The 13,008-nt window shown below is 33.6% G+C and carries 14 protein-coding genes and 1 pseudogene; 6 read left to right on the top strand and 9 right to left on the bottom strand.

What is annotated here, in order from left to right; translation table 11 throughout:
• Positions 1-139: 139 nt before the first annotated feature.
• On the bottom strand, positions 140-313 hold the full coding sequence (locus ACLHDF_RS27400; protein ID WP_413921622.1) for an aspartyl-phosphate phosphatase Spo0E family protein: 174 nt from the start codon (positions 311-313) through the stop codon (positions 140-142).
• A 1,048-nt stretch (positions 314-1,361) separates the two neighbouring features.
• Positions 1,362-1,832, bottom strand: a complete 471-nt coding sequence (locus ACLHDF_RS27395; protein ID WP_413921666.1) for a DinB family protein — start codon at positions 1,830-1,832, stop codon at positions 1,362-1,364.
• 660 nt (positions 1,833-2,492) lie between these two features.
• On the opposite strand from ACLHDF_RS27395, the gene ACLHDF_RS27390 reads away from it, so the two are divergent.
• The 5 genes and pseudogenes from ACLHDF_RS27390 to ACLHDF_RS27370 all read left to right on the top strand — a co-directional run bounded on the left by ACLHDF_RS27390 (position 2,493) and on the right by ACLHDF_RS27370 (position 5,789).
• The gene (locus ACLHDF_RS27390; protein WP_413921621.1) at positions 2,493-2,675 is read left to right on the top strand and encodes a hypothetical protein; all 183 of its coding nucleotides are present in this window, start codon (positions 2,493-2,495) and stop codon (positions 2,673-2,675) included.
• Between the two features lie 59 nt (positions 2,676-2,734).
• Positions 2,735-2,896 (top strand): Spo0E family sporulation regulatory protein-aspartic acid phosphatase, encoded by a 162-nt coding sequence (locus ACLHDF_RS27385; protein WP_413921620.1) that lies wholly within the window; start codon positions 2,735-2,737, stop codon positions 2,894-2,896.
• Positions 2,897-3,284: 388 nt separating this feature from the next.
• A pseudogene (locus ACLHDF_RS27380) lies at positions 3,285-4,440 on the top strand (IS3 family transposase).
• 473 nt (positions 4,441-4,913) lie between these two features.
• Positions 4,914-5,144, top strand: coding sequence for a small, acid-soluble spore protein, alpha/beta type (locus ACLHDF_RS27375; RefSeq protein WP_413921619.1), 231 nt, complete (start codon positions 4,914-4,916; stop codon positions 5,142-5,144).
• A 435-nt stretch (positions 5,145-5,579) separates the two neighbouring features.
• On the top strand, positions 5,580-5,789 hold the full coding sequence (locus ACLHDF_RS27370; protein WP_061860438.1) for an alpha/beta-type small acid-soluble spore protein: 210 nt from the start codon (positions 5,580-5,582) through the stop codon (positions 5,787-5,789).
• Between the two features lie 290 nt (positions 5,790-6,079).
• Here ACLHDF_RS27370 and ACLHDF_RS27365 read toward each other — a convergent pair whose 3' ends face one another.
• The 4 genes from ACLHDF_RS27365 to ACLHDF_RS27350 all read right to left on the bottom strand — a co-directional run bounded on the left by ACLHDF_RS27365 (position 6,080) and on the right by ACLHDF_RS27350 (position 10,680).
• Positions 6,080-7,849 (bottom strand): ABC transporter ATP-binding protein, encoded by a 1,770-nt coding sequence (locus ACLHDF_RS27365; RefSeq protein ID WP_413921618.1) that lies wholly within the window; start codon positions 7,847-7,849, stop codon positions 6,080-6,082.
• Between the two features lie 64 nt (positions 7,850-7,913).
• The gene (gene bshA / locus ACLHDF_RS27360; RefSeq protein WP_413921617.1) at positions 7,914-9,059 is read right to left on the bottom strand and encodes an N-acetyl-alpha-D-glucosaminyl L-malate synthase BshA; all 1,146 of its coding nucleotides are present in this window, start codon (positions 9,057-9,059) and stop codon (positions 7,914-7,916) included.
• Between the two features lie 110 nt (positions 9,060-9,169).
• Positions 9,170-9,433 carry a metal-sensitive transcriptional regulator gene (locus ACLHDF_RS27355; protein ID WP_413921616.1) on the bottom strand — a complete coding sequence of 88 codons (264 nt, stop codon included), beginning with the start codon at positions 9,431-9,433 and terminating at the stop codon, positions 9,170-9,172.
• 539 nt (positions 9,434-9,972) lie between these two features.
• On the bottom strand, positions 9,973-10,680 hold the full coding sequence (locus ACLHDF_RS27350) for a DUF421 domain-containing protein (RefSeq protein WP_413921615.1): 708 nt from the start codon (positions 10,678-10,680) through the stop codon (positions 9,973-9,975).
• A gap of 346 nt (positions 10,681-11,026) precedes the next feature.
• Between ACLHDF_RS27350 and ACLHDF_RS27345 the strand changes: the two genes are divergently transcribed.
• Positions 11,027-11,185 carry a hypothetical protein gene (locus tag ACLHDF_RS27345; RefSeq protein ID WP_413921614.1) on the top strand — a complete coding sequence of 53 codons (159 nt, stop codon included), beginning with the start codon at positions 11,027-11,029 and terminating at the stop codon, positions 11,183-11,185.
• 353 nt (positions 11,186-11,538) lie between these two features.
• Here the strand turns inward: ACLHDF_RS27345 and ACLHDF_RS27340 are convergent, their stop codons facing one another.
• The 3 genes from ACLHDF_RS27340 to spoVAE are packed head-to-tail and all read right to left on the bottom strand — an operon-like array spanning position 11,539 to position 13,008.
• A complete protein-coding gene (locus ACLHDF_RS27340; protein WP_413921613.1) occupies positions 11,539-12,399 on the bottom strand; it encodes a DUF421 domain-containing protein in 861 nt (286 codons plus the stop codon).
• Positions 12,400-12,438: 39 nt separating this feature from the next.
• Complete coding sequence (locus tag ACLHDF_RS27335) at positions 12,439-12,645, bottom strand: DUF1657 domain-containing protein (protein WP_098548514.1); 207 nt, start codon at positions 12,643-12,645, stop codon at positions 12,439-12,441.
• A gap of 12 nt (positions 12,646-12,657) precedes the next feature.
• Positions 12,658-13,008, bottom strand: coding sequence for a stage V sporulation protein AE (gene spoVAE, locus ACLHDF_RS27330; protein ID WP_098278830.1), 351 nt, complete (start codon positions 13,006-13,008; stop codon positions 12,658-12,660).

Here is a 13,008-nt window from a genome sequence, read left to right as displayed (position 1 = left end):
AAGAAAAAACTACTGTTGTGTGCAATCAGTAGTTTTTTTCTTTTATACATATCTTATGCAAGGAGTGATACCTCGCAGCATCTTAAGTAGGTGGTTCAAAATCTTAAATGTTAATCATTACTAAGAAACTAAGCAACTGTTAACAAGTCGATTCTAATTTATTTAACATCTTATCTAGACTTTGGCTCAATTTCACGGTATTAGGACTTGTAAATCCCTCTTTAAAAGCTGTCATTATCATTAGTTCCCTTGTATCTTTTATCCTTATTAACAGTAGTTGGCGTTTTATATAGATCTTTACTTGAGGTACCATAAATCCCCTCCACTATTCAAGGAAACTCAGCTATCGTAGTCAATTGACTTTAGATTCGGAGTTTTATGTCCAATCTTTCGAAAAAACTCAACCTTGTTTGAATGCTTAATCCAATAATTATATTATCAGAATTTAAATGTCGAAGTCTATCGTATATTGACTGAAGAAAGAGGAAGATGATGTAATCTTATTTTTTAGTTACTAGTTTCTTAAAATGTTCATATTAGGTAGTAGTTTTAAATATATAACTTATCAGATAAAAAAGCACAAACCATATATAGTTTGTGCATCTTTAGTTAAGAAATACCTATAAGCTACACTAAAAGAATTGGAAATTTATAGATTATTCATTGATAATTTATTCAATATTGAAATGTTTTTTGTTAGAATTAGGATATATAGATGATGAAGATGGTTTAAAGGAAATGTAAAATAGAAAAGAATATTTTTATTTCAACTCAGGTTTTAAAAGAAAGGAACCAGGGAAAATAATTTCATTCAAAAGCAAAATGATTGGTATGTTTTTAAATAAAGTATAATCATGAACCTAGGGGGAAGGTATGTCGATTAATAAAGAAGTTTTATATCGAGGGGAAAAATTTAAGATTATTCATATTTATCATTCCGGTTATTGTGAACTTAGAAAAGTCAATGATCTTTTCAACGTAGAACTCGCTTTATTAAATGATATCCTACTAACGTGATCCTGATTGGTACACATTTTATTTAATTAGCAAAATTAATTCAATTTTATTTTTTTGTTAAGTAAACCAACATATTAATCATTTTTTGATAAAAATAGAAGCCAAATCCTCCTACCTCAAGGGTTTGGCTTCTTATAATATTATTATGTTAACCTTGTATATGATATTCATCTTAAAAAGAGAAAAAACTACTGGAATTAGCCAGTAGTTGAAGAAGAGATCTTATAAAGCCTACCTAATCTAATACAAGGTAATAACGTGAACCCCACCTTCTCTTTTTAACATAAAGAAAAGGAGAAAATGGCTATACTTGCCGATAACTTTGTTATATCATCTTATCAAATTCAATTTTTCACACCCACATGTTCAATTATTCGCTTCATTGCCTGAATCTGTCCCATATGGGTTGCTTCATGCATCAGTGTAACACCCGCCAGCTCTCCAAAGGTTTTACATCCTAGAAATGGCTTTTCCAAGGTATTGTTTAACTGTTCAGCAGGAATTTGCTGAATACGAGCTAATTGATCTTTTAGCTGTATCATAAGCTCATCCATAGTAGGTACATCCCCCGTCCAATCGGCTGGTTTCGTACCATTTCCGAACAATTCCATATAGTTTGCTGGAAGATGGATTGTTGCATGAGGAAAACCAAACATAGTTTGCTCAGTAACTGTCAAAACGTGACCTGTATGCCAATGAATTGTGTTGTTAAAACCATCTGGCTGCACATCAGTTTGATCCTCCGAAACAGCTCCTATGATTTTGAGGAAGTACTCTCTTCCGATTTCAAATTGCTTGAATACAAGTTTGTTCATCTCTTTCTCCCCTTTCACTGATACAATCATCCATATTATACCACCTATAGGGAGCAAAGAATATAATTTAGGTACCTTTAGTGCCTCAAAATATTCGCACCCAGTTAACATAACTTATCTCTTCTTGTCATTTATACTTTATTAACAGATTGCCTTTTTCTATTTCTAAAGGAGTAAATTCTTTTTCTTTTTTACTTGGTCTCTTAGTACAAGTTCTTTATATGAAAGGATAACCATTTTATATCTATATCATAAAATAAGTTTATAAACCATAATATTTTAATGAGTAAATATCAACTTGTTTCATGCATTATATTAGTTTAACCATTTACACTTCTTAACGACAAATATATTGTTTTTCTACAAAATAGGTAATAAATAAACTTATATTTAATAAAATGATTTCATCATTACTTTTTTGTATAGTATAAAATTAATTATTATCTACAATAGATAAACAAATTTATTAGTTATTCAAATAGATATATATTATATATGGATTTATTGATTATTGTTTTTATATATTCGTATACCCCTATATGGAGGTGTATCTTAAGATATACATAGAAGAAACATGTCAAACAGGAATTCTATAAAAACTGTAGAAGATATTATGGATAATCGATTGTGTAAAAATTTCCAGTTAAAGGTGGGGGATTCGTGGAAAATGAAAAGTTGGTTAAGGCACTTGATAAGTTAATTGAAAGGTCGGAAAGATGGTCTAAGGATGCAGAAAAAAGAAAGGATTTAAACAGCTCCATATTTTACGAGGGGCAAACAAAAGCTTTTGAAGAAGTAAAACGAATGGTTAAAAGAGATATAGATAAATATTTACATTCATAGAGTAAACTATTCATCTAATTAATGGTTTTTATAGGATACGACACAAGACTTATTATTGGATGTATTTAAGAAAGGCTTTACTTGTAGATATAGAGGCAGCAAGAGAAATTATGATCAAAGTAGGATTAGAAGAAGGGTTTACTTGTAATAATACCATTATAATCAGTCAATTTATTGATCAATTGTTAAACCAATTAGAAAAGATAAACTCAACTGATTAGTTTTAGTTTTAAATGAAAAGAGTAAAAGCAACCTCATTCTCTAATAGCATTCGAGTGAGGTTGCTTTTTAAGGTAACTCTATAATTGTAAAAAAATCACATTATGTTAACTAACTTTGTATATCATATACAGCTTAAAAAGAGAAAAAAACTACTGGTGCCTAATCAGTAGTTTTTTTCGTAAATAGTGCGTAATTAGATGTTGTTTTGAAATCATATATTGACCTCTGGATTAGTATGCTCATAAAATGAAAGATTATACAAAGAAACACCAAAAAGCTCACCTTATATAACGGGGACTGACCCCATAGAGTGAGACAAATAAAAAACACCTTTAAGTTAAAAAACGGGTATGTAGTACCTAACAATAACTCGGAGGTGTTTTTTCTATGGGAAAAAGAGTGCGCTATCCAGTAGAAGTGAAATTAAAAGCAATTGAAATGAGATTGGCAGGAGTACCGGTCAAAGAGGTGATGGAAACTTTACAGATCCGCAACCATACACAACTCAAAACATGGATGAGGTGGCATAGAAATGGAGAATCCTATCGCCTGGCACAGCCCGTTGGGCAAACATACACCCATCGAAAAAGGCCTCATTCTCAAGATACTCCATCAAAGTTACAAGCTGAAAATCGATATTTAAAACAACAGATTGAAGTCTTAAAAAAGTACAAAGAGTTGGAAAGGGAGTGGTACCAGAAGTTGTATTGAACTTAATAGAGGAATTAAAAGAGAAACTGCCTATCTCTCAAATCTGTCAGTGCCTGGGTATTCCTCGATCCACTTATTATCGTTGGCAGAAAAATGAGCAAGGAGAAGAAACAAAGAGAAAGAAGTGGATAGAACGAAAAGTTGGTGAACAGTGCCGTAAACATAAATTTCGATATGGCTATCGAAAAATTACAGCGTTACTCAATCAAGCCATGCATATCAACCATAAAGGAGTGCAGCGTGTCATGCAGAAATACGGTTGGCCATGTCGTGTAAAAAGGAAAAAACGGAAACAAACAGGACAACCTTATCAGGTTGCAGAAAACGTGTTAAACCGTAATTTCCGAGCAGAGCGCCTCTTCAAAAGCTGGTTACCGATATTACCTACTTGCCTTTTGGACCTAAACAGTTGTATCTTTCAAGTATTCAAGATTTATTTAATGGCGAAATCATTGCGTATTCAGTGAGTGATTGTCAAAACGTAGAGTTTGTTTTAGATACATTAAGTCAACTCCCTCCTTTACCTGAGGGATGTACGTTGCATAGCGACCAAGGTTCGGTTTACACATCATATGCGTATCAACGAAAAGTCAAAGAAAGAGGCATCATCATGAGTATGTCCCGCAAAGGGACACCTGCAGATAATGCCTCCATTGAATCGTTTCATTCCAGCCTAAAGTCTGAAACGTTTTACCTCGACGGGTTAACATGTACTACGACTGCCATCGTAGAACAAACTGTCGAAAGCTACATTACTTATTATAACCATATCCGTATTCAAACGAAACTAAACAACCAGTCACCGGTACAATACCGACAACTGGCTGTTTAAAAGGTGTTTTGATCCCTGTCTCGAAATCAGGGGTCAGTCCCCCTCATCAGTAGGTTTTTTGCTTAAGAAGGTAGTTAGTGAATGAATTTCACTTCTAGAATAATTTGCTCTATAAATTATATAATATACATTAAATTCCCAATAAACATTATGGTATAATTAATTGGCACACACATGTTATCTTTGAAGTTAGGGTCCTTTTCTGAATAGGAAAGGACCCTTCTTCTTTTTATTTCTTAATTGATGAGATATAAAAAAAGGATTGCAATTGCAATCCTCTTCCTACATGGCAACTATGTTTTAAATAACAAGGAAGTGAAGGAAATATCCTCCCAAGTTTGCATTGAGAACTTAATCCATCACGTTCTTTATTATCAAGAAATAGGTGTCTTTTATTCAGCCAATACTTCCCTTGTATGCAAATAAGGCTAAAACACATGCTAAAAGCATACACATAGAGGAGGTGAAATCACATGTCAAATAACAATAGTGGAAGTCGTAATCAATTATTAGTACGCGGAGCTGAACAAGCAATCGATCAATTGAAATATGAGATCGCTAACGAATTTGGTGTAAACCTTGGTGCTGAAGCGACTGCACGCGCAAACGGTTCAGTAGGTGGCGAAATCACAAAACGTCTTGTAGCAACAGCTCAACAACAATTAGCTGGTGGGTTTTCAGGACAATCAGGTACTTCTCGCTAATTTTGAGACTTACATTTAAATTTAATACCCTTTATGGCTTTAGCTACCTGCTCCATATGCAGGTAGCTTTTTTATGTATTTTATTTTTTCACAAAAAAGAAGCTCCTTCGCTGAAGTAGCTTTTTTTCCTATCGTTATCTCGATTTTAAAAAACGTTAAGTAGGTCTCACCTCCATTAACGTTAGAAAAGAAATGAATTTTATATATAAGAGCATGAAAAAAGAATGACAAACGAGGTGTCATTCTTTTTTCTACACATGGCAAGTGTATAGATTTTATAACAAGGAACTGAAACATGTAATTCCACTTTTTACAGTGTAATTTGTTTCTACCCTTTAGTATGGTCGATGGATGAGGATTTATCCATCCATTAATTACCACGTATGTACTCCTTGTATAATAGGAAACTTAAGAAAAACAAGGAGGTGACACAACATGGCAAACAACAAAAGCAGCAACAACAACGAATTATTAGTACGTGGTGCTGAACAAGCAATCGATCAATTAAAATACGAAATCGCGAGCGAATTTGGTGTAAACCTTGGTGCTGATACAACTTCACGTGCAAACGGATCAGTAGGTGGCGAAATCACAAAACGTCTGGTACAAATGGCTGAGCAACAACTTGGCGGCGGACGTTTCTAAGACAATCTTATAATAATTGATGGCTGAAGGAAGAATGGGAATCCATTCTTCCTTTTATTATGGAAATTTTCTATTATCATAGGCAGAAGGCCAAATAAAAAAGCATATATAAATCAAAACAAAAAAACTGCCTAAGAAGGCAGTTCTCTTTATAACAAGGGTATTGTAGTCGATACTCGTCAATTCATCTTGATTAGTTTACCTAAAAGTGTGGATTTACGTTCAGAATTACATTTTCAATACGTACAAAATGTTAGACACTTTTTAATATCGATAATAGCGTTTTGACATTACGGGTTGAGCGTTTTCACATTCGTTTCATTGAGGTTTTGAATGTTATATAACCTAGCGTAACCACCATTCTTATACATTAACTCTTCATGTGATCCTTTTTCCCTAATTTCTCCGCCTGTGAGGAAAATAATTTGGTCTGAGGCAGTGATGGTTGAAAGACGATGAGCCACAATAATAGTCGTTCGATCTTTCTTTAATTTTTCTAATGCTCCTTGAATTAGATGTTCGGATTCAAGGTCTAAAGCAGATGTCGCTTCATCCAAAATTAAAATTTTAGGATTCTTAAGAAACACTCGTGCAATAGCAATTCGTTGTTTTTGGCCACCTGAAAGTTTTATTCCCTTTTCTCCAATTTCAGTATCATATCCATTAGGCAAGTTTTCAATAAATTCATGAGCATTTGCTGCCTTAGCAGCAGAAATAACTTCACCCTCCGTACACTCAGGATTTCCTAATAGAATATTATCTCGAATAGTCCCACTAAATAAAATGTTGTCTTGTAAGACCATTCCAATATGACTGCGTAGATCTTTTATCCTTACGTCGCGAATATCTATACCATCAATCTTGATTGCTCCTTTTTGAATATCGTAAAAGCGAGAGATCAGGCTCACGAGAGAGGACTTCCCTCCCCCACTCATTCCCACCAATGCTACAGTTCTTCCTGGTGAAATAGTTAAATTGATATTCTTAAGTGCCCAAGGTGATTTGGAATCGTATTGGAACCAAACATGGTCAAATTCAATCTTACCTTTTAGTTGATTTACAGATTTAGCTTCAGGTTTGTCACTAATGTCATATGGTTCTTCCAATAATTCCAGCACACGATCTAATGATGCCGTAGCTTGAGTTAATAATGTAGAAGAATTCACTAAGCGACGAAGAGGATTATAAATACGATCTAAATAACCAAAGAACGCAACTAGTGTGCCTAAGGTTATATTCCCTTTCAAAACCATGTATCCTCCGAATCCAATGACTAGTAGTGGTGCAATATCTGTTAAAGTGTTGATAATAGCGTTAGTGAGCGCATTCCACTTTGTAACAGCCATTGCTTTATTCAAGAAACGAGAATTTTTTTTATCAAATTGCTTTTCCTCAAACTCTTCGAGAGTAAAGCTTTTCGTAACAGGAATTCCATTTACTCGTTCATGTAAGTACCCCTGCATTTCAGCAAGTGCTTGGGAACGTGATTTTGTTAAACTCTTCAATCGTTTATAAAGCTTATTAACAGCTAGCCCATAAAACGGAAGAATGATAATCGAAACAAGCGTAAGGACTGGGTCCATATAGAGCATAAAGCCTATTGCAATGGTAAGAGAAAAGATATCAAGCCAAATATTCATCATACCAGTTTCTACTAAGCTCTTACTCTGTTCTACATCATTCATAATACGTGAAATGACTTCTCCCACTTTGTTATTTTGATAATAACGAAGCGAAAGCTTTTGAATATGCGTGTAAAGCTTATTACGCATATCATATAAAACTCGGCTAGTGATAAGCTGAGCAAAATACTGGCGATAATATTCAATTGGAAACCTAATAATAACGAATACCACAAATGAAATACCGATCACATAGATAAGCCTGTTCATTTTCTCATCTAAAGATAAGGGACCTAATAAAATATGATCTATCACATATTTCATAATAAAAGGAAGCGTTAAAGGTATCGCGAATTTGATCATACCTATAATTAAAGTAACAATCACTAGTTTCCAATAAGGTTTCACAAATTTACTGTATGTTTTTAAACTGGACAACTATTTAGCACTCCTTATTACAAACATCAGGAAGAAGCAGGTGCTGCCTTTTCAAAGACAACAATCATACTTGTTCACTTTGTCTAATTAAATTAAAGTAGAGATCTTCATACTGTTTTACAATGAGCTCACCATTAAATCTTTCCTTCACAACGTTGACAGATCGATTTGAAAAACACTTATGTAGTGTATCGTCTGTTAAAATATAAATGGCTTTATTGGCAATGTCACTTATATCACCCAAATCACAAATAAACCCTGTTTCCCCATCTAAGATAACCTCGGGTATACCTCCAACATTGGTTCCTATGCACGGAACTCCGCAAGCCATGGCTTCTAGAGCAACGAGTCCAAAACTCTCCTTTTGGGAAAGCAGCAACAATAAATCACTCATAGAATATAACTCTTCTAAATTATCCTGTTTACCAAGAAATAAAACTTGTTCTCGTAGGTTTAGTTCCGTAACAAGATTACAAACATTAGTAATTTCTGGTCCGTCGCCAACAAGTAAAAGTTTGGCTGGTATTCGCTCTGTAATTTTGGCAAAAGCCCTTACTACATCTGTAACACGCTTTACTGCTCTAAAGTTTGATACATGGATGATAACCTTCTCTTTTGGTGGGATTCCATATTGTGATTTTAAATAAGTTGAATCTGTTTTTTGATAAACCCGTTCATCAATGAAATTATATACAGTTTCAATGTGTTTATCAGGTTTGATGAGGTCATAAGTTTGGGAGATTAATGAATTAGAAACAGCTGTTACAGTATCTGAATTCTCAATTCCGAATTTAATAGCATCTGTTAAAGTTGGGTCCTCACCTAAGACAGTAATATCGGTTCCATGCAGGGTGGTGATGATTTTTACATCCCTTCCACTTATTTGTTTGGCCAATATAGCACAAACTGCATGTGGGATAGCGTAATGAACATGTAAGAGATCTAATTCCTCTCTCTTAATGACCTCAGCCATTTTATTTGCTAATGCAATATCATAAGGCGGATATTGAAATACAGAATACTGACTTACTTCAACTTGATGATAATAAATGTTACAGTTTATTTTCTTTAATCGAAAAGGAAGGCTAGAGGAAATAAAATGAATTTCATGTCCTTTTTCAGCTAACATTTTTCCTAACTCGGTTGCTATTACTCCTGAACCACCTACTGTTGGATAGCATGTAATGCCAATCTTTAATCTCTCGTTCATTTGACTCCTCCTTATAGATTTCGGCTTATATTGAAAAGAGCTTTTGACTTAGTTCCCTCTGTATATAAGACACCTCAGTTTAGAATTCTTACTTCATAGAAGTTTTTATCTTATATAAAACTCTTCAAAGCTTTTTTTAAATTCTCAACTGTTTCTTGATCCGATTGTTTACGAATACCTTCAACTACGCAATCCTCCAAGTAATCTTCGAGAATAACTCTCCCTACATTGTTAACAGCAGACTTTACAGCACTCACTTGTAATAATAAGTCTTCACAACTGCGTCCATCTTCCGCCATTTTTTTAATACCTCGTACATGACCTTCAATCTTCGAAAGACGACTAATTATCTCTGGTAATTTATGAGAACTCATGAAAAACCTCCATTTATTATACCCCCCTAGGGGGATTAATATTACTAGAATAGTATAAAGGAATTTTTACTGTCAAACATAGGGATCTATTAGAGGATTTTAGTTCTTTATTCTTATCCCTACTAGGGGGATAAGAATAATCCAAGAAACCATAATTAATAAAAACGATGAAATCACATACTAAACTTTGAAAATAGTAAGTGAATGCGAGATGCTAATATACTTCATTAATAATGCCTTAATATATATTTACCTTAAAAAGTAGTTATTGTAAATCGTAATGATTACTAATATAATGTTAAATAATTTCAGCCACCCCACTACATTAGGCATGTTTGGTCAAGATATTTCTTATTTTAATAATTGATTCTATTTTTGATAAAGCACTTTAATCCTTACTTATCATATTAGGATATGGTAAGTGGATATGTAAGTTGGCAAACAAACTCTTAGAAGTAAGAAACAAAATAATATTTTGAATTTTTTGCATATATATAATGTGCAGTTTTTATAAAGTAGATAGACGGAATTTTTGTGCCTTAATTATTTTTCCCTTTTTCGATAAAGCGGTCCTTATAATAATCTAGATACAGATTACCTAAATGATCGACCTGACCAAAAAAAACTTCTTTCACAGTCGATTCTCGCTGTTGAAGTTGAGTTTTAAGCCATTCCACGCTATAGCCCATTTCATAAATAGCTTCTTCTATAAAATTCCCATCTATAATAATGGTTTGTGGTAATTTTACTTTTTGACCAACGCCAAAAAGGTCTCCCCATCTCACAGGCTGCTTTTCTTTTTTTAATAAAATGCTGAATTCTCCATTTGTTTCAAGCGTTGCAAATTCTACATCGTTAACATAAAAAACATCTTTTTTTCTTAACTGTTCCATTAATTCATCTATTGTGTATTTCTCACGCTTTAGATTTTCTTCTAAAATTTTTCCATCCTTTATAAAAGTAGTTGGCGTGCCTTCAACTACTTTTCGAAAGACTATGCTTTTTAAGGAAACATAAGAAATGATGATAGGGAACAATGACCAGACCAAGATTGAGGTGACTCCATCTACAGCATGTAATTCAAGATCCATTGAAATGGTTCCAGCAATGTCGCCAACTGTAATTCCTACTATATATTCAAAAAAAGATAATTTCGATAATTGCTTTTTTCCTAATAGTTTTGTGATAAAGAATAATCCCATTATAATAAGAACAGAACGAATAATAACTTCTATCCAGCTTGGCATAACCAGTTTACCTCCACATTCCCTAAAATAGTACGTACAGTTTTATTTCTATTAGTGGTGTTTTTTTACATATATAGTGTTATGAAGTTGATTTTTATAGTATGAAATGATCAGTATTTTATCACTCATTAAACCGAATCCAATTTATTGTTATTATTCCCTTCTTTACCATTACTATGTAAAAGATACGTGTAAATAAAATAGTAAAGTATAACTAATAAAAAAGAGCTGACAAGAGATAAAGTGTGTTCTACTATCTATCGTTATTTAACAGGTTGTTTGTAAACACCGATTCCGAGAATAATGTATTTAATACCTATCTATTAGTTGAAAGAAAGGATTTTTATTGATTACTGAACAAGAGATGCTTTTGTTTATTAAAGAGTTGGGTCACTTACTTAGAAATTATAAAGAGTGTAATGAAGAACTTCTTAAACAAGAAATTTATAAAGAAATTTTGCTTTTAAGTGCGGTTATTTATGATGGTGAAGGTGATATTCATTAAAAAAGAATGGATGCATACTATAAAATTTTAGTTAGCATTATTGTTTTTAAACTTGAGTAGCCCTCTTACATCTCTTCGCAACCTTTATTCCCATTCGAAAAGTACAGTACATTCTCCTAAACGAATTCATTAATATAGAATTTTCTATGGTCCCTGTAAGCTTGATTATGGTAACTAAGCTATATAACGTATACAACACAAAAAAGAAAAAACTACCTCCTTCTAGTGAAAAAGATAGTTTTAAAAAAGAGAAATTGTTTTAGTTTAGAGATTTACTAAAGACACTTTTATACTATGCTAATTGCTAAACTGTTTCTTTTGGATTTATGGCTCGGAATTCACTATTTCCTTATTTAACCTCTTAAAAGATAGGTCACTTTATCAATAGCTTCTTGTAACTTTTGACTATTTTTGCTATACATATGTTTAGCTTTCTCTGATTCTGTCCCAAGCGCAAACAATTCTAAGTCCGCCTGACATTTTTTCATGGTTGAAAGTAATAAAGGCTTTTCTTGAGGAGAAGGAACTTGAAGTTTATCATCAAAAAGGTCAACAGTTAATTGCCCATAAGAATCTACCTGGCCAAGAAAGACATTTTCAATGGTAACTCCTAGTTTTTCTAGTTCAGTATTTAACCACCTTCTGCTTTGGCCAATTGTCGATAGTGGCTCATCCAGTATTTCACCGTCCATAATAACCGTCTGAGGTTCCTTGCTTGGAGCAACGGCCACACCTAAGTCTTTTGCAGTTAACGGTTGATTTTCTTTCTTTAACAATACATTGAAATCACCGGTTGCCTCTAATACCGCAAATTCCACGTCAGCCGCCTGATAGACATTTTTCTTTCGAAGTAACTCTAACAACTCATCCGTTGTGTACTTTTCCTTTTTTAAATTGTCCTCCATGATTTTTCCATCTTTGATGAAAACAGTTCCTTTCCCTTCTATAAAGTCGCGAAAGGGTTTGTTTTTTAAGGAAATGATGCCTGCTAAAAAGGGCACTGCTGCAAAGGTTACGATGCTGAGTATCCCATTAGCAATACTTTTCTCAATTCCCGTGGCCATTTCTGCTCCTATATTACCAATGGTAATACCAGTGACATATTCAAAGAAGGAAAGCTCAGATATTTGTTTTTTACCTAACCATTTTGTAATAGCAAAAAGAACAACTAAAAACAATAAAGACCGCAAAACTACAATTAACCAATCTGGCATCTTTTACACCTCCTATAAGATTAGAAAAAACTGTTCGTCTTAAAAACCTTTATATTGGGCTTCTTCTCTCTCTAATTCTCCCACTCGTTTTTTTAAATCTGTTACGATTTCATTGACGACATTCATCGTTTCGTGCAAAGTCTGCTTTGATTGATCATCTTGAGTTCGTAATGCTAAATTGGATAAACCAGCTTCTACTCCTTTAAGACTAGCAAGACATTGTTTCACATCTGATGCAATGGTCATTTTACATTCTCCTTATCCTTTTGGTTTAAAAAGTATGGCACCAATCATTCCAAAAATAATGGCAGCTGAAATTCCGGCACTTGTTACTTCAAACATCCCTGAAATAACACCCACTAACCCATGTTTTTCTGCCTCAGCCATTGCCCCATGTACAAGAGAATTTCCGAAACTTGTAATAGGAATGGTCGCTCCTGCTCCTGCAAAATCAATAAAAGGTTCGTATAAACCAAAACCATCTAGAAGAGCGCCAATCACTACAAATGCACTTAAGGTATGTGCGGGTGTAAGTTTAAATACATCAAACATAATTTGCCCAATCACGCAGATCAAACCTCCTACAACAAAAGCCCAAAAGAAAATCAT

This window comes from Priestia megaterium (assembly GCF_046599315.1).
In the GTDB taxonomy this organism is placed as follows: Bacteria; Bacillota; Bacilli; order Bacillales; family Bacillaceae_H; genus Priestia; species Priestia megaterium_F.
This window is presented reverse-complemented; position numbering and strand designations above follow the sequence as displayed.